General features: G+C 69.4%; 11 protein-coding genes, 1 tRNA gene and 2 pseudogenes. 6 read left to right on the plus strand and 8 right to left on the minus strand.

What is annotated here, in order from left to right:
- Window positions 1–7: 7 nt before the first annotated feature.
- Together ABZ887_RS28905 and ABZ887_RS28910 are read right to left on the minus strand one after the other, a co-directional pair.
- A complete protein-coding gene (locus ABZ887_RS28905) occupies window positions 8–3568 on the minus strand; it encodes a choice-of-anchor D domain-containing protein (RefSeq protein ID WP_361295145.1) in 3561 nt (1186 codons plus the stop codon).
- 198 nt (window positions 3569–3766) lie between these two features.
- Window positions 3767–6505 carry a carbohydrate-binding protein gene (locus tag ABZ887_RS28910; RefSeq protein WP_361295148.1) on the minus strand — a complete coding sequence of 913 codons (2739 nt, stop codon included), beginning with the start codon at window positions 6503–6505 and terminating at the stop codon, window positions 3767–3769.
- Between the two features lie 334 nt (window positions 6506–6839).
- Here ABZ887_RS28910 and ABZ887_RS28915 point away from each other — a divergent pair, with 334 nt between their 5' ends.
- Window positions 6840–7673, plus strand: a complete 834-nt coding sequence (locus ABZ887_RS28915; protein WP_361295150.1) for a PIG-L family deacetylase — start codon at window positions 6840–6842, stop codon at window positions 7671–7673.
- A 36-nt stretch (window positions 7674–7709) separates the two neighbouring features.
- Here the strand turns inward: ABZ887_RS28915 and ABZ887_RS28920 are convergent, their stop codons facing one another.
- Window positions 7710–8309: a DinB family protein gene (locus tag ABZ887_RS28920; protein ID WP_361295153.1), complete on the minus strand. Its 600-nt coding sequence runs from the start codon at window positions 8307–8309 to the stop codon at window positions 7710–7712.
- Between the two features lie 270 nt (window positions 8310–8579).
- Between ABZ887_RS28920 and ABZ887_RS28925 the strand changes: the two genes are divergently transcribed.
- Both ABZ887_RS28925 and ABZ887_RS28930 read left to right on the plus strand, forming a co-directional pair.
- Window positions 8580–9722 carry an acyl-CoA desaturase gene (locus ABZ887_RS28925; protein WP_361295156.1) on the plus strand — a complete coding sequence of 381 codons (1143 nt, stop codon included), beginning with the start codon at window positions 8580–8582 and terminating at the stop codon, window positions 9720–9722.
- Between the two features lie 220 nt (window positions 9723–9942).
- Window positions 9943–10947: an AsnC family transcriptional regulator gene (locus ABZ887_RS28930; protein ID WP_361295159.1), complete on the plus strand. Its 1005-nt coding sequence runs from the start codon at window positions 9943–9945 to the stop codon at window positions 10945–10947.
- A 12-nt stretch (window positions 10948–10959) separates the two neighbouring features.
- Here ABZ887_RS28930 and ABZ887_RS28935 read toward each other — a convergent pair.
- The 3 genes and pseudogenes from ABZ887_RS28935 to ABZ887_RS28945 form a co-directional block, all read right to left on the minus strand.
- Window positions 10960–11693, minus strand: a pseudogene (locus ABZ887_RS28935) (MFS transporter); the annotation flags it as partial.
- A gap of 263 nt (window positions 11694–11956) precedes the next feature.
- Window positions 11957–13075, minus strand: coding sequence for an acyl-CoA desaturase (locus ABZ887_RS28940; protein ID WP_361295162.1), 1119 nt, complete (start codon window positions 13073–13075; stop codon window positions 11957–11959).
- A 7-nt stretch (window positions 13076–13082) separates the two neighbouring features.
- Window positions 13083–14141, minus strand: coding sequence for a ferredoxin reductase (locus ABZ887_RS28945; RefSeq protein ID WP_361295165.1), 1059 nt, complete (start codon window positions 14139–14141; stop codon window positions 13083–13085).
- A gap of 86 nt (window positions 14142–14227) precedes the next feature.
- Between ABZ887_RS28945 and ABZ887_RS28950 the strand changes: the two genes are divergently transcribed.
- Both ABZ887_RS28950 and ABZ887_RS28955 read left to right on the plus strand, forming a co-directional pair.
- Window positions 14228–15367, plus strand: a complete 1140-nt coding sequence (locus ABZ887_RS28950) for a helix-turn-helix domain-containing protein (RefSeq protein WP_361295168.1) — start codon at window positions 14228–14230, stop codon at window positions 15365–15367.
- 129 nt (window positions 15368–15496) lie between these two features.
- Complete coding sequence (locus ABZ887_RS28955) at window positions 15497–15835, plus strand: thioredoxin domain-containing protein (RefSeq protein ID WP_361295171.1); 339 nt, start codon at window positions 15497–15499, stop codon at window positions 15833–15835.
- A gap of 184 nt (window positions 15836–16019) precedes the next feature.
- On the opposite strand, the gene ABZ887_RS28960 is transcribed toward ABZ887_RS28955, so the two are convergent.
- Together ABZ887_RS28960 and ABZ887_RS28965 are read right to left on the minus strand one after the other, a co-directional pair.
- A tRNA-Leu gene (locus tag ABZ887_RS28960) sits at window positions 16020–16104 on the minus strand.
- A gap of 137 nt (window positions 16105–16241) precedes the next feature.
- Window positions 16242–16499, minus strand: a complete 258-nt coding sequence (locus ABZ887_RS28965) for a hypothetical protein (protein ID WP_361295174.1) — start codon at window positions 16497–16499, stop codon at window positions 16242–16244.
- Here ABZ887_RS28965 and ABZ887_RS28970 point away from each other — a divergent pair.
- A pseudogene (locus ABZ887_RS28970) lies at window positions 16461–16574 on the plus strand (LLM class flavin-dependent oxidoreductase); the annotation flags it as partial. The gene ABZ887_RS28965 and the pseudogene ABZ887_RS28970 sit on opposite strands and share 39 nt — an antisense overlap.
- Window positions 16575–16679: the final 105 nt, after the last annotated feature.

Genomic DNA, 16679 nt, shown 5'->3' on the forward strand with positions numbered 1-16679 from the left:
GATCGGATCAGGTGTTCCAGACCTGGAACTCGGAGACCTGGCCGGCCGGCCAGCCGTTGTTCGCGGTGATGTTCACCCGGAAGTAGCGCTGGCTGGTCGCGGTGAACGTGATGGTGACCGTGTTGTTGGTGGTGGGGTCGAAGGTGTACGTGGCCGACGACTTGACGGTGGTGAAGGAGGAGCCGTCGGCGCTGCCCGACAGGGACAGCGTCTGGTTGCGGGCGCCCCACGTCGCGGGGAGCTGGAGGACGACGCGGCTCGCGCTCTGCGCGGACCCGAGGTCGACCTGGACCCACTGCGGGAAGGCGTTGTTGGCGCTCTCCCAGTAGGTGCCCTGGTTGCCGTCCGTGACGTTCGACGACGGGTAGACGTCGGTGTGGCTGGACTCGGTGGTGGCCGCCCCGGCTGCCAGGTTCCTGCTCACCGTGCCGGCGCCGGTGCCGGTCAGCGCGACCGTGGTCGTGCCGTTCGACGCGTTGCTGGCGATGCTGAGATCGCCGGTGCGGGTGCCGGACGCGGTGGGCGTGAAGGTGACGGCCACCGTGCAGGAGGCCCCTGCCGCGATCGACGTCCCGCAGGTGTTGGTCTGCGAGAAGTCGCCCGTGGTGGTGACGCCGGAGACGGTCGCGGCCGCGGTTCCGGTGTTGGTCACCGTGACCGTCTGCGCGCTGCTCGCGGTGTTGAGCGCCTGGGTGGCGTACGTCAGCGACGTCGGGCTGGCCGACAGGGTCGCCGGCGAGGAGCCGCCGGTGCTGGGGAACACCTCGAAGTCCGACAACTGGGCCGCGTTCCACCCGGTGTTGGCGGTGATGTTCACCCGTACGTAGCGCGCCGTGGCGGCGCTGAACGTGATGGTCACCGTGTTGCCGTTGGCGTTCGGGTCGAAGGTGTACCCGGCCGATGCCTTGATCGTGGAGAAGCTGGAGCCGTCCGTGGAGCCCTGTACCGACAGGGTCTGTGTGCGGGCCGTCCACGCCGTCGCCGGCGGGAGCCTGAGCACGACCTTGCCGACGCTGTAGTTCTGGCCGAGGTCCACCTGGGCCCACTGCGGGAACGAGCCGTTCGTGCCCTCCCAGTACGTCGACGCGTCCGTGTCCGTGAGGTTGGAGGCGACGTACGGGCTGTTGCTCGAACTCGCCGACGCCGGCCGCCCGGCGGCGATGTTGGTGGTGGAGTCGATGCCGCTGCCGGTCAGGGAGACGACGGTCGGGCTGTTGTTGGCGTTGCTGGTGACGGTCAGGTTGCCGGTGCGCGTTCCGCCCGTGGTGGGCTTGAACCCGACGGTCACCGTGCAGGACGCGCCGACCGCGAGGGTGGCGCAGTTGTTGGTCTGGCTGAAGTCACCGGTCGCGGCGACGCCCGAGACGGTCGCCGACGTGGTGCCCGAGTTCGTCACCTTGACCGTCTGCGTGTCGGCCGAGGAGCCGACCACCGTGGCGGCGAAGGCCAGACTCGCCGGGTCGGTGTTCAGGACCGGGCCGGGCGCGGTGCCGGTACCGGAGAGGGTGACCGAGTTGGTGACCCCGCCCGCGTTGACGGTCAGGGCGCCGCTACGGCTGCCGGTCGCGGTCGGCGCGAACTTCACACTGACGGTGCACGAGCCGTTCGCCGCGATCGAAGAACCACAGGTGTTGGTCTGGGAGTAGTCGCCGCTGGTGGCGATCGAGGAGACGGACGCGGCGGTGCCGGTCGGGTTGGAGACGGTCACGGTCTGCGCGTCGCTCGTCGAACCGGCCGGTACCGAGCCGAAGTTGAGCGCGCCGGGGGTGGCCGTCACGCCTTCGGACGGGTAGGGCGGGTAGACCGGGGCCGGCCATCCTCCGCAGTACGGCGTGCCGCTGATGCCGGAGTTGCCGCCGCCGTCGGTCACCGTGAAGCTCCCGACCGAGCAGCTGTACACCGGGGAGGAGTAACCGACGCCGGTGGCCGTGACGTTGGTGAACTTGGCCGCACCGCCGGTCTGTTCCTGCAGGGCGAAGGTTCCGGTGCCGGCGATGGTCACGTTGTCGAGGTTGACCCCGCTGATGGTGCCCTCGACCCACTGAACGGCCTCGTACGGGCTCTGCTGGATCAGCGCGTTGCTCACGTTGATCGGGCCGGTGATCGCGCCCTGGCTGCCGTCGAACCACAACGCGCCCACGCCGAACTGCCAGTTCGGGTCGAGGCTGCCGTCCCGGACCATGGTGTTGCCGGAGATCGTGGTGGTGCCGACCGGCGTGGAGGAGAAACGTTGCCCCACGTGGATGCCGCCGCCCTGGGTGATGCCGCTGTCCACCACCCGGTTGCCGCTGACGGTGTTGTCGTGGCCGCCGTAGATCGCGATGCCGTTGGCGAGGATCTGCAGGGACACGGTGTTGTTGGAGATGGTGTCGTTGGCGTCGGCGCCGATGCCGGAGTCCGCCCAGGTGGCGATGCCGTCGTCGCCGGTGTTGCGGATCTCGCTGTTGGTGACCTTCGAGTTGGTGACGGCGCCGTGGAAGTTGATGCCGTCGGCGGTGGTGTCACGGATGCGCATGCCGGTGAACGTCAGCCCGTCCATCGGCCCGTCCATCCAGGCGCCGACCTTCATGTGGTCGATCCACAGGCTGGAGACGGTCGAGTTGCTCATCGCGCCGCCGATGCCGTTGACCTGGGCGCTGTCGTTGCGCTCCTGCACATCGCCGAAGACGGCGAAGTTCTGGAGGTGCACGCCGGTGCTCGCCGAGGGTACGGAGTTGCCGTAGAAGCCGGGGGCCGTGCCGGTGACGGTCGAGTACCACATGCCGGCGCCGGCGATCGTGACGTTGTTGACGCTGATGTGGCCGGGGATGTTGTAGGTGCCCGGCGGGATCCAGACGGTGCCGCCGGGTCCTGCCGCGCTGATCGCGGCGTTGAACGCGCTGGTCGCGTCGGCCGCACCGGTCGAGTCGGCGCCCTTGCTGGTCACCGAGACCGACCCGGAGGGTGCGGTCAGGGCGGCGCCGACCTGCTCGAAGTCGGCGAAGTCGATGGTGTACGAGGAGGCGTTGTCCCCCGAGTCGACCTGCAGCTTGAAGGTCGTGCCCGCCGGATAGGTGGTGGAGAACAGGCGGTGGGTCTCGTCGTAGAAGTGGTGCGGGTTGCTGCCCGGGGTGTTGGTGAAGGGATAGCTGCCGTAGTACCAGCTGTAGGCGTTGGTCAGGGTGAAGTCGGGCTGCTTGACGCCGTTGATGTACAGGGACAGCGCGGCGGTGTAGACCGAGCCGCCCGAGGTGTCGGGGATGCTGTACCGGAAGTTGATCGAGTTGGTCGCCACCGGCGTGGTGAACGTGACGTACTGGCCGGTGCCCTGGAGCGTCGTCGCCTTGCGGTAGGAGGCCTCGTCGGCCAGCTGGCCCTGGGTGTAGCTCGGGCCGATGGTCGTGCCGTTGGTGGCGGAGTTCTCCGCCTGCACCTCGACGTACGGCAGGCTCGCGCCGCTGCCGCCGGTGGCGGTCGACGCCGCCCAGGCGGGCTGGACGGCCAGGGCGACGATGCCGAGGGCGGCCACCATCGCGGTGCTGACCGCCCAGACCAGGGCTCGTCTCAGATCTCGGATGGAATGGAACACTTACCACTCCTTTCATCAGGACATGCCGGAAATGCCCTGCTGACACCGCCGGAGAGGGAGGGGCGTGGCGCAAGGGGAGACGGGAGGCAGGGGGAAGGCAGGGGGTGCTGATGACGCGAGGGGGACCGTAATGTCGTCGACAGAGCCACGCAAGAACTAGACAGAACATTGCAACAATAAAAATTCAGCATGCAAGATCTAATGTGCTGCCGTGGGGCTGCAGCCTGCGGCGAGCCGCGCACACGGCGGTGCCGCCGGACCGGGGGTCCGGCGGCACCGTGGAGCGGACGGGGTCAGGGTCTGGGTGCGGGCGCCCCAGCCGGCGGGCAGTTGCAGGACCACGCGGGAGGCGCTCCGGGCCGAGCCGAGGTCGACCTGGACCCACTGCGGAAACGCGTTGTCGGCGCTCTCCCAGTAGGTGGACTGGTTGCCGTCCGTGACGTTCGACGACGGGTAGACGTCCGTGTGGCTGGACTCGGCGGCGGGCTTACCGGCGGCGAGGTCGGTCCCGGGTGCGTCGGTGCCCGCGGTGAAGCCGAGGTGGTTGATGTTCCAGCCGCCGGTGTCCTGGGCGAGGGTCAGGGTCTGCCGGCCCGCGGGCAGGGTCACGTGGGTGGTCACGGTGGCCCAGGTCTGCCAGTCGCCGGTGGCGGGCAGGTCGACGGCCCCGGTCAGGCTGGTGCCGTCGGCGTCCGACAGGTGCAGCGCGCCCGTCACCGCGGACGGGGCCGCGACTCGGAGGCCGAGGGTATAGGTGCCGGCCGCGGCGACGTCCACGGTGTAGCGGAACCACTGTCCGCCGCCGGTCCAGCCCAGGTTGTAACCGCCGCCGGTGTCCGAGGTGTTGTCCAGGTCCACCCCGTCGGCGCGGTAGGAGTTGGCGTTGCCGTTGACGGAGGTGACGTTGTAGGCCACGCCCTGGCCGCCAGTGTCGTAGTTCTCCGCCTGCACCGTGCCGGGCACGGCGGCCGGGGTGCCGCCGTAGGGACCCTCGGGAGCGGGCGGCGGCCAGTGGTTGTCACTCAGCGTGGCGACGAACCCGGTGGAGTTGTCGACGAAGGCCGAGGCGCCGGAGGGGAGCCCGGTCACCGTGTTGCCGGTGATCGTCGCGGAACCGGTGGGCGCGGGGTAGAACGGCGGGGAGATCGCGATGCCGTTGCGGCCGGGGTTGCTGACCGTGTTGTCCTGGAGCAGGGTGTCGGTCGAGGTGGAGAAGCCGATCCCGTCGTAGAGGGAGTCGGTGACGGTGTTGCCGGTCACCGTGACCTTGTCGACGATTCCGGTGTTCTGTCCGTCGCCGCCGTTGCCGATGTGCAGGGCGGGCTGGCCCTGGCTGTAGGCGTTGCCGCCGGAGCGGACCACGGTGTTGCCGGTCACGGTCGCGGACAGCAGGTCACTGCCGTTGACACCGAAGCGCCCGGCGCCCAGGCCGATGTAGCGGGCCGTGTCGCTGATGTAGTTGTCCCTGACCTGGTGGCCGCTGCCGCCGTAGATCCCGACTCCCTTGCCGCCCCACGGCGCGATCGACGTGTTGTCACTGACGGTGACATTGGTCATCGGGTTGTAGTACGTCCTGGAACCGTCGCCGTTGGTGTTGTAGTTCACCGAGTTGATGGCGATCGCGTCGTCCCCGGTACCGCGGACGAAGTTGTTCGTGACCGTCAGGTCGTTCCCGGTGTCCGCGCCCAGCGACACGTTGTTGACGTTGATCCCGTCCGCCCAGATCGACGTCAGCCTGCTGTTGCGCACCGTCCCGCCGGTGCCGGAGGCCCAGAAGCCGGACATGGTGTGCTGGGTCCAGATGCCGTCGGCCAGCCAGCCGGTGCCGGTGGTGTCCATCGCGCCGCCGTCCCCGCCGACGGTGCTGCGGCTGACGGCGTTGGCGTCGATGTGGAAGTTCCGTACGGTGCAGGAGGTCAGGTCGAAGAGGGCTGCCAGCGGTGTGCTGTTGGGGACCGGCACGTCACGGTAGACCGTGCTGTACCAGAGCCCCGCGCCCGCGATGGTGATCCCCTGCGCGTGCAGTCCCTCGGTGCCCTTCACGTAGAAGGTGCCCTGGGGGATCCACAGGATCCTGCCCTGCTGCTGGGCCTGGTCGATGCAGTTCTGGATGGCGGCCCGGCTGTCCACCGACCGGCTGTCGGCGGCGCCGTCGGTCGGGTTGTCGTCCGCCACCGCACCGCAGCTCGTGATCGAGATCGAGTCCGCCGGCTGCGTCTGCGGCGCCGGCGGCTGCTCCACGTCGACCGAGTCCACGTCGTAGAAGGACGCGCTGTTGTCGGAGTCCTTCCGCAGCGAGAACGTGGCGCCCGCCGGGATCGGGGACCCGGTGACGAAGGTGTGCGACTCGTCCCAGAAGACCCTCGGGTCGCCGTCGGCCGGGTACTGGTTGTCGCTCGTGTTGTAGTTACCGTTGCCCTCGTACACCCAGCTCTGACGCGAGTTGAGGCTCAGCGCCTGCCGGAACACCCCGTTGACGTACAGGTTCAGCGTTCCGGTGACACCGCCGCCGGCCGCCGAATCCGGGACACTGGCGCGGACGTTGAGGAAGGAGATCGGCTGCCCGGTGGTGTTCGTCCACTGCACCGACTGACCCGTGCCGTCCAGGTGGACGTAGGAGTGGCCCGACGCCTCCAGGGCGGCGCTCGAGTACTGCGACGTCGGCGCCGAGGTCAGCGACCGGACGGCCGCGCCTCCGCCCGGTGTTCCCGCCTCGGCCTCGTAGACCGAGAACGGCGTCGCCGCACCCACCGCCGCGCTCCTCGCCACCGCCCCCGTCTGCGCCTGCGCCTGCGCCTGCGCCTGCGCCTGCGCCTGCGCCTGAGAGTGCGCCGGAGCCTGCTGTGTGGCGGCGGCCGGTAAGGCGGACACGCACATCGCGCCGACCGCGGCGACGGCGGCCGCCGCCAGTCGCCGGGGTCTGAAGATCGTCAGCATGTGATGCTCCTCCGGGGAATGGGGGCAAAACCGGCGCCCCGACCGTACGGAGCACCCATTCATCCCGCTAGACTCCGACGAAGTAAAGAATGAAACACGCAGATCTTCGCAAGTTCCTTACCTGATGCCCGCAAATCCTGGATGCCGTAGTCGTCGGAGGAATAGGCAGCGCCGGCCGCGGCCTTGAAGAACCGAGACCGAAAGATCGTCCGCCCGGGCGTGATCCGGTGCCCTCGGGTTCGCCGTACGCCTGGTGATCTGCTATTCAGGGGCGCCCGCTCATATGACCGCCGCGGACTCGGACCGATGCCATTTCACACAGGAGGACTGCTTCATGAACGACCGGCCCTTGACGCTCATGGCGGTACACGCCCACCCCGACGACGAGGCCACCGGAACGGGCGGCGTCCTCGCGCGGTACGCGGCGGAGGGCATGCGCACGGTGCTCGTGACGTGTACCGACGGCGCTTGCGGTGACGGACCGGGAGGCGTCAAGCCCGGCGATCCCGGGCACGATCCGGCAGCCGTGGCCCTGATGCGGCGTCAGGAACTGCAGGCGAGCTGCGACATCCTGAAGATCAGCCACCTGGAGATGTTGGACTACGCCGACTCCGGGATGATGGGCTGGCCGGCCAACGACGCACCCGGATCCTTCTGGCGGACGCCCGTGGAGGAGGGCGCTGCCCGGCTCGCGGAACTCATGCGGCGCTACCGGCCAGATGTGGTCGTCACCTATGACGAGAACGGCTTCTACGGCCACCCCGACCACATCCAGGCCAACCGCATCACGATGGCCGCGCTGGCGATGACCGAGCCGACCGCGAAGGTGTACTGGACGACGGCGCCCCGCTCGATGATGCAGCGCTTCGGGGAGGCCATGCGCGAGTTCGATGCGGACATGCCCGAGCCGGATCCCGCCGAGGCCGCCGCGATCGCGGAGATCGGACTCCCCGACGAGGAGATCACCACCTGGGTGGACACCACCGCGTTCGGCGGCCAGAAGTTCGACGCGCTCGCCGCGCACGCCAGCCAGGGCGAGAACATCTTCTTCCTCAGGATGGGCCGGGAGAGGTTCACCGAGCTGATGGGCGTCGAGACCTTCGTACGCGTCCGGGACACCACCGACGCGGCCCTGCCCGAGAACGACCTCTTCGCCGGACTGCGCTGATCCGTCCGTCCACCGGGGCCGGCAGCAGGTGTGGGATCAGCCTTCGGCCTCCCGCGCCACGCGCTCCAGCCGGCTCCGGTGGCCCTCCCACCACTCCTTGTCCCCGGGAGGCAGGTTCTCCTTGCCGGACAGGTATCCGACGGATCCGTCGATGAGCTCCCGCACGATGTCCGCGTGGCCGGCGTGCCGCTGGGTGTCGGAGATCACGCGCACCAGGATGTGGTGCAAGGTCACCTCCCGGCGTTCCTCCGGCCACCACGGGACGTGACCGGTGGCGTCGAGCGCGAGCGTCTCGATCGTGCTGTCGGAGTGCTCCCACGCCTGGCGATACAGCCCGACGATCTGTTCCCGTGATTCGTCCGCACCGGCCCACATGTCCGCATTGGGCTCCGACTCCTCGGTGTACCACCAGGAAGGCGGCGGTTGCGTCGCGAAGAACGGCCTCCCGAAGGTGTCGCCGAAGTACGCGAGTTCCACGCCGGCGACATGCTTGACCAGCCCCAGCAGGTTCGTGCCCGTGGGGGTCAGCGGACGGCGGACGTCGTACTCCGACAGGCCGTCGAGCTTCCACACCAGGGCGTCCCGTGCCTCTTGCAGGTACCGGAGAAGATCCGCTTTCGGATTCGGTTCGATCATGCCGGGCAGTTTCCCACCCGGCACCGACAACCGTTCGTGCCGCGGGCCGAACCCGGGCTCCGGCCGGACGCGCAGCATGAGGTCGAAGCGGAAGAGGCCCCTGAAGTCCGCACCGCGGGAACGCCGCCGTATCGGCTGATACGACGTCCAGGCCCAGGTCAGCGGCGTAGGGAGGGGTGGTAGCCCCCGGACGGTCGTGAGGCCGTCCCCCTGCGGATCCGGTGGCTGGCCAGCTGTCGACCCCGTGCCGCCGTGCCCAGACTCGGCGGCATGACCTTCTCCATCGACGACCCGGTCGCGGCCGCAACGCCCGCCACCCCCGCACAGTCCGCTGCCCCCGCACAGCCCACCGTCCCTGCCCAGCTCTCCGCCCCCGCACGCTCCTCCGCCCACGCCCAGCTCTCCGGCCCCGGCAGCGATTTCGCCGGACTCTCCCGACGCGTCGGCGCGGCAGGCCTGCTGGACCGGCGCCCGGGCTACTACACCGTGCGACTCGGCCTGGTGACCGCGGCCCTGCTGGGTGGCGGGGCGGCCTTCTTCACGCTCGGCGACACCTGGTGGCAGCTGACCGTCGCCGCCGCCATGGCTTTCGTCTTCGGCCAAGTGGCGCTCGTGGCACACGATCTGGCGCACCGGCAGGTCTTCCGGCGGCGTCGGCCGAGCGAGACATGGGGCCGTCTCTTCGGCAACCTGGGCATCGGCATGAGCTACGGGTGGTGGATGAACAAGCACACCCGTCACCACGCCAACCCCAACCACGAGGAGCTCGACCCCGACGTCGCCCCGGACCTCCTGGTGTGGTCCACCGACCAGGCGCGCAACAGCAGCGGCCTGGCCCGGGTCATCGGCGGCCACCAGGCTTTCCTGTTCTTCCCGCTGCTGACGCTGGAGGGTTTCAACCTGCATGTGTCGAGCCTGCGGGCGCTGCGCTCGCCGTCCATGAAGAACCGGGGGCTGGAGGGCACGCTGCTCCTCCTCCACCTGGCGGCCTACCTGTCCGCGCTGTTCCTGGTGCTCTCTCCCGGAAAGGCGGTGGCGTTCCTCGCGGTGCACCAGTGTCTCTTCGGTGTCTATCTCGGCTGCACGTTCGCCCCCAACCACAAGGGCATGCCCACCTTCACCGGTGACGAGCGGCCGGACTTCCTGCGGCGTCAGGTGCTCACCTCCCGCAACGTGCGGGGCAGTTGGTTCACGGACCTGATGCTCGGCGGGCTCAACTACCAGATCGAACACCACCTGTTCCCGAGCATGCCCACACCTCATCTGCGACGCGCCCAGGTGATCGTGCGGGAGTACTGCGCGGAGATCGGTGTGCCGTACCACGAGACCGGGCTGCTGCGGTCCTACCGCGAGGCCCTCACGCACCTGCACCGGGTGGGAGAGCCCATCAGGCGGCAGCGCAAGGCGTCCTGACGACGCACCGCGCACGTGAGACGCCTCGCGCAGGACTCGTTCAGCGCGGCGTGTTCGGCTCGGGCTCGGCGTGTTCAGCTCGCCGCGTTCACCGGCTTGCCTCCTCCCGACCGGCCACGAGCACGACACCGCCGCGGACCCCGCCCTTCGCCCCTGGCAAAGCCGCCACACGGCGGCCGAAGTTCCATAGTGACCGACAGACCACCTCTATACTTCCGTCATGGATCGGACGGACCGGCGGATCGTTCAATGCCTGCTACGCGACGGTCGGGCGTCCTTCCGCCGGATCGCCGAGGTGGCCGAGGTCTCCGAGCAGACCGTGGCCCGCCGCTATCGCGCCCTGGTCGCCGACGGAACTGTCCGCGTGCGCGGCCTGCCCAGCCACACTCTGCTCGGCGATCAGACCTGGTTCGTCCGGGTCCGGTGCCGGCCCGACGCCACCGACGCCCTGGCGGATGCTCTGGCCGCCCGCGAGGACACCGCCTACGTCAGCGTCACCTCCGGCGGCTCCGAGATCGTGTGCCAGACCCACACCGGCCCACGCCACCAGCAGGGATCGGTTCTGCACCGCCTGCCACGCACCGCGAAGGTGCTGGGCTTCGACGCCTGTGCGGTCATGCACATGTACCTGGGCAGCGGCTCCAAATGGCTCGCCTTCGACGACCCTCTCACCGACGACCAGCTGGCTCTGCTCCACACCTCCGGCCAGCAGCAGCGCGCCACCGTCGGCGGAGCGGTCCAGGAGGCCCGGAGCGCGGGAGTACCACACGAGCAGGACGAGCCGCTGCTGGCCGAACTCGCTCTCGACGGCCGCGCCGGAGTGGTCGAACTCGCCCGCGCCTGCGGCTGGTCCAAGTCCAGGGTCTCCGCGCGCCTGGAGGAACTCCTCGCGGCGGGGGCCCTGCGCATCGCCGTGGACCTCGCCTACCCGCGCTTCGGCTTCCACTGCCCCGCCTACCTGTGGCTCACCGTCGCCCCCGGCCGCCTGAACGCCACCGGCGAAGTCCTCTCCGCCCACCCGGAGACCACCTTCGCCGCCGCGGTCACCGGATCCGCCAACCTCCTGGTGACCGTCACCTGCCGCACCATGGACGACCTCTACTCCTACGTCACGACCAAGGTCGGCGCCCTCGACGCCGTGCGCCAGGTCGACGTCGTTCCCGTCCTGCGCCGCGTCAAGCAGGCGGGCACCCGACTCCACGACGGCCACCTCGTTCCGGCCTGACCGGTGTTCAGCGCGCCGGTCCGCGCGGTCCGCCAGCAAGGGAGTGCGCCCGCCGGCGAAGAATCCCGCCGCTATGACCACGCTGACCGATGCGGTGCCCGCTCCCTGATCGGAGAGGGTCCTCTGCGTGAAAATGATGTACGGCGTCAGAGTCGCGTGCATCAGCCCGGACACCACGACCAGCGTCACGAGCGCCGGCGTGGCGACCCGAAGCATCGCCCGCCATGCCGTGACGTCGCCGTGCTCCTTCTCGGCTCCGTCCTGCTCGTCCACCGCGTCCGCGCCGCGGATCTCGGGCACCCCTGACACCTGACGTAGCCGGCCGTTGCACCACGACGCACGAGCAGGTCGTACAGCAGGGCGGTGTCCGAACCGGACACACATGCCATGCCCACGCCCTGCCCGATGAACAGCGCCAGGAACACCCAGTAGTTGGCGAACGCCACCTGACCGAGCAGACATGCAGCTGTCAGCAGCCGGCCGATCACGATGCCGGCACGCCTGCCGATTCGGTCGGCGATGACTCCCGTCGGCAACTCAGCAAGTCCGCTGACCAGGTAGAGCAGTGTCTACAGGAGGGCCACTTGCCCGGCGGAGAAGCCGCGCTGATACAGGAAGAGGACGAATACGCCGCGCTGGAACAGCGAGTTGGCGAACACGGCGTAGACGTAGAACGGGCGCGTGACACTTCGTGCCGCACCGTCGACTGCAGCCGACCCGCCAAGGGCCTCCGTGGTGCCGGTCATGCTGCGGGCTCCCCCTGTGAACCGCTTGATCCGGGACGGGTGGGGCAGGTGGGCCCCGATCGTCAAGAGACGTGAAGCCCCTGGCAGGACGGCCATCACCACAAGATCGTCCGCTGCACCAGAGGCTTCAGGCTGGTCACCCATGCTGCCATCCTCGATGTCCCGCGCCACATTGTGGTGCACCGCAGACGGCCTGCCCACCCCGGCCGACAAGGGACATGTCGGCGCCGGTACGGCCGAAAGATCTGAAGCAGTACCGGGATTCAGGCCGCGACGAGCTCCTGCTCGCGGTCCGGCGTCTTGACCTTGGGCTTCTTGTTCGGCAGCGAGAGCCGGACGACCTTGTGCCACGCGGAGAACACCTGCTTGGGCAGCGGCCCGGTGACGTACTCCAGCTCGTACTTCTCGAACAGCGCGCGCACCTTCACCGCGACCTCGGCGTACCGGTTGCTCGGCAGGTCCGGGAACAGGTGGTGCTCGATCTGGTGCGACAGGTTGCCGGTCATGAAGTGCATGGCCCTGCTGCCGCTGATGTTCGCCGAGCCCATCATCTGGCGCAGGTACCACTGGCCGCGCGTCTCGCCCTTGATCGACCGGCGCTCGAAGACCTGCACGCCCTCGGGGAAGTGCCCGCACATGATCACCGAGTGGGACCAGATGTTGCGGACCAGGTTCGCGGTGAACGTGGCGGCGAGCGTGGTGAGGAACGACGGGCCCGACAGCAGCGGGTGGATCACGTAGTCCTTGAGCACCTGCTTGCGGATCTTGCGGCCCACCGCCCTGGCCCGTGCGCGGAACTCCGGGTTCTTGCGGCGGCGCTTGCGCAGGTTCTTGCCGAGTTCCAGGTCGTACGCCGCGATGCCGTACTCGAAGAAGCAGGCGTTGAGGAAGTTCCACAGCGGCTGGCCGAGGTGGAACGGGTGCCACCGCTGGTCCTCGTCGACGCGCATGATGCCGTAGCCGAGGTCGTTGTCCTTGCCGATCACGTTGGTGTACGTGTGGTGCAGCTCGTTGTGCGAGTGCTTCCACTGGTCGGCCGGCGAGACGTGGTCCCACTCCCAGGTGGTGGAGTGGATCTTCGGGTCGCGCATCCAGTCCCACTGGCCGTGCAGGATGTTGTGGCCGATCTCCATGTTGTCCATGATCTTCGCCACGGACAGACCGGCGGTGCCGAGCAGCCACGCGGGCGGGAAGAACGAGAACAACAGCACGCCCCTGCTGACCAGTTCGAGCTTGCGCTGCGCCGAGATGACCTTGCGGATGTAGGCAGCGTCCTTCTCGCCGCGGTCGGCGATCACCTCGTCGCGGATCGCGTCCAGCTCGCGGCCGAGCTCCTCGATCTGCTCCGCGGTCAGGTGGGCGGTGGGGTCGATGGCGGTCAAGGTGCTCCTACCGTTCGATGTCGCAGGGGCCCGCGGCGGCGGACACGCAGGTCTGGATGAGGACGCCCGGCTCGGCCTCGGTGATCTCGCCGGTGCGCAGGTCGCGGACGGCGCCCGCCTTGAGCGGCGTGACGCAGCCGAAGCAGATGCCCATGCGGCACCCGGAGGGCATGAGCACGCCGGCCTCCTCGCCGATGTCCAGCAACGGCGTGGCGCCGTCCGCGTCGACGGTCTTGCCGGTGGCGCTGAACGTGACCTCGCCACCGCCGTCGCCGGTGACGACGATGCCGGGGCGGAAGCGTTCGGTGTGCAGGCGCTCTTGTACGCCGTGCGCGGTCCAGTGCTCCTCGGCGGCGTCGAGCAGGCCCGCGGGCCCGCAGGCCCAGGTCTCGCGCTCGGCCCAGTCGGGCACGAGTTCGTCGAGACGGGCGATGTCGAGCATGCCGTCCGTGTCGGTGTGCACCTCGGTGAGCCGCAGCTTCTTGTCCGCTACCAGGTCGTGCAGTTCCTTGCGGAAGATCACGTCTCGCGGCTGTGGCGCGCAGTGGACCATGACGACGTCGTCGAACTCGGTGTCGCGCAGCATGCCCATCACAGGCGTGATGCCGCTGCCGGCCGTCAGGTAGAGCACCTTGGCGGGCTTGGCCTGCGGCAGCACGAAGTCACCGGTCGCCTGGTCGAGCTGGATCAGCGTGCCCGGTTTCGCCCTGCGGACCAGGTGGTTGCTGACCTTGCCGTCCGGGATCGCCTTCACCGTGATCGTGACGCGGCCGTCCTGGCGCTTTGCCGGTGAAGTGAGCGAGTACGCACGCCACAGGCGCACCCCGTCGACGTCGACCCCGATCCGCACGTACTGACCGGCCGTGTGGCCGCGCCAGCCCCGTCCCGGCCTGATCACGATGGTCGCGGCGTCACCCGTCTCGGGGTGCACGGCCTCGATGCGCCCCCGCAGGTCGGCGCCCGCACGCAGCGGGCTGACCAGGTCGAGGTAGTCCGACGGCAGCAGCGGCGTCGTGACCATCTCCAGCAGCTTCCACGCCCTGCTGCGGAGGGCTGTACTCGTCATGGCTCCAGCTTGCTGTGCCTCAGGGCGTAAGGTCCTGACCGTAGGACGTAAATCTGTACGGCAGAATTGTTCGCAGGGAATAAAACGTGAACCATGTGATCCGGAGGGCCAGTGAACTGGCCCTGGATGAGACGACGGTCACCGTACTTCGGGCCGGGCTGAAGGCCACCGCCGACGAGGTCGTCCAAGCGATCATCGACGAGGTCCCTCCCTACGCCAACGCCCTTACGGGCCACATGGGCGCCACCATCCGCCGAGCCGTCCGCACCGCCCTGGGGCACTACCTGGACCTTGCCAGCGGGAACGCCACGGGCGGCGACGGCGGCGACGCGGCCTACGGGCTGGGCCGCGGCGAGGTGCGCGACGGCCGTTCGATGGACGCCCTGCTCAGCGCCTACCGCGTCGGCGCCCGCGTGGCCTGGCGGTGCCTGGCAGCGGGTGCCGTACCCGCAGGTCTGCCCGCCGCCGAGGTCGCCAAGTTCGCCGAGCTGACCTTCGCGTACATCGACGAGCTGTCCGCCGCGAGCGCCGCGGGCCACGCCGACGAACTGGCCGCCCGGGGCAGGGATCACGAGCGCCACCTGGAGCAGCTGGCCCGCGACCTCCTCGCCGGTGCGAGCCCGGACGTGCTGCTGGCCTCTGCTCAACGGGCCGGGTGGCAGCCTCCGGTCTCGCTGACCGCGGTCCTGCTGCCTGCCGCCCAGGCCCGGCCCGCCTACCGCGCGTTCGACCCGAGCACCCTCGTCCTCGACGATCTGCCGGACGCCACCGGTGTGCTGCTCGTCCCCGATGCCGACCGGTCACATCTCCTGCGGCAGCTGGCCGACCGCGCCGCCGTGGTCGGCCCGGCCCGGCCATGGGCTCGTGCGTCCGCCTCGTACGCACGAGCCGTACGCGCGCGCTCCCTCTCCTCCGACATACGCGACACCGAGGGCCACCTGCCCGAGCTGGTGCTGAGCGCCGACGTGGACGCGTTCGCGGACCTGCGGGCCCGAGCCCTCGCACCGTTGCGGACCTTGCCTGTCGCGACCGCACGGCGGCTGGAGGAGACGTTGCGGGAGTGGCTGCTGCACCAGGGCAGGCGGGACGAGGTGGCGGCGGCGTTGTTCGTCCATCCCCAGACAGTCCGGTACCGGATGTCGCAGCTGCGGGAGCTGTTTCCGGATCTCGCATCGCCACACCGGGTCCTTGAACTGACGCTGGCGGTCGGTCTTCGGGCCGGCTGACGCGCACTTCGCCGTCCAGGACCGCGTCCGTGAGCGGTCCTGGAATCGTGCCTCGCTCTCGGTGCCATCGGCCGGCTCATGCGAGGGATGATGGAGGTGGAATGACGGAACGTGAGGTCAGGAGCTTCCATGACGAAGCGGGTTCACCGACCCCGTGAGGACGCGGAGTTCGATTTCATCCTCAGGATGAGCGGAGTTCCGGTCTTCGCATACTTCACTGGGACATGGCCCAAGGCAATCGAGCCCTGCCGGGTGATGGACCTCGTCGTGGGTGGCATCGCCGACGACTACACGGGCCGCCTGACGGCCGTCCGCGCCGACATCACGCGTTGTCCGGCCGCAACAGAGCGGTACGGGATCACCGGAGCCCCGTCCTACGTCCTGCTGAAGGAGGGAGAGGCGGTGGCGCACGGCACGGGGCCCATGACCATCGCCGAGGTACGGAAGTTCCTGGACGGCCACCTCTGAGCGGGCAATCGCCCACTTGCACAGCGAGAAGATCACCCTGGCTTACGAGCCCGCGACCAGACCCCTGACCGCGGACACACCCCAGGCCGCAGGCGCCGCAACGACGAACACCCGCCACGGCCGGGAGCCGTAAGCGGGTGCCAATATCCCCTGCCCTGAAACAGGGCACTGTAGGGCAATTCTGTGTCCGAGGGGGGACTTGAACCCCCACGCCCGTTAAAGGGCACTAGCACCTCAAGCTAGCGCGTCTGCCATTCCGCCACCCGGACTAGGTGTCTGCCGCCCGGCCGGGGGTGTTCCCCGCGGCGACATGGACAACAATACCAAGCTTTCGGAGTGCCTTTCACCTGCGTTTCCGTCGGTATTCCCGCAGGTCGGCGCCCCCTCACCGTACGTATCCAGCACGTTACCGGCCGGGCGGCAGCGCACGCTGGGCGCGGATGTGCGTCGCCGTCGTCTGCTCGTCCGGCGGGGCCGGAAACCGCCGCTCGGCCGCCAGCCGCGCCTCCTCGGCCTGCCCCGTCCGCGCACGCCCGGCATCGGTCAGCCCGACGATGCTGCGCCGCCGGTCCTGCGGGCTGCGCCGGCGCTCCGGCTCGACGAGACCGTACGGATCCTGAAGCTGATGTGGACCCGGGAGGTCTTCGACTTCGAGGGGGCGCACTACCGGCCCCGCGGGACGCAGAACGCGCCCGAGCCCGTGCAGCGTCCGGGGCCCCCGCTGCTGATCGGCGGCTGGGGCACCCGGCTGCTGCGGCCGGCGGCCGAGCACGCGGACGTCTGGAACGTGCCCGGGCATGCGCGGATGGGGCAGGCCGGGATGAACCGCATCGCGCTGAGCCTG

Source organism: Streptomyces sp. NPDC047061 (genome assembly GCF_040643955.1).
In the GTDB taxonomy this organism is placed as follows: domain Bacteria; phylum Actinomycetota; class Actinomycetes; order Streptomycetales; family Streptomycetaceae; genus Streptomyces.

Bases quoted from the DNA above. Each gene is read 5' to 3' on its own strand.
- ABZ887_RS28910 (WP_361295148.1), bottom strand. From the start codon at position 6,505: ATGCTGACGATCTTCAGACCCCGGCGACTGGCGGCGGCCGCCGTCGCC.
- ABZ887_RS28915 (WP_361295150.1), top strand. From the start codon at position 6,840: ATGAACGACCGGCCCTTGACGCTCATGGCGGTACACGCCCACCCCGAC.
- ABZ887_RS28920 (WP_361295153.1), bottom strand. From the start codon at position 8,309: ATGATCGAACCGAATCCGAAAGCGGATCTTCTCCGGTACCTGCAAGAG.
- ABZ887_RS28925 (WP_361295156.1), top strand. From the start codon at position 8,580: ATGACCTTCTCCATCGACGACCCGGTCGCGGCCGCAACGCCCGCCACC.
- ABZ887_RS28930 (WP_361295159.1), top strand. From the start codon at position 9,943: ATGGATCGGACGGACCGGCGGATCGTTCAATGCCTGCTACGCGACGGT.
- ABZ887_RS28945 (WP_361295165.1), bottom strand. From the start codon at position 14,141: ATGACGAGTACAGCCCTCCGCAGCAGGGCGTGGAAGCTGCTGGAGATG.
- ABZ887_RS28955 (WP_361295171.1), top strand. From the start codon at position 15,497: ATGACGAAGCGGGTTCACCGACCCCGTGAGGACGCGGAGTTCGATTTC.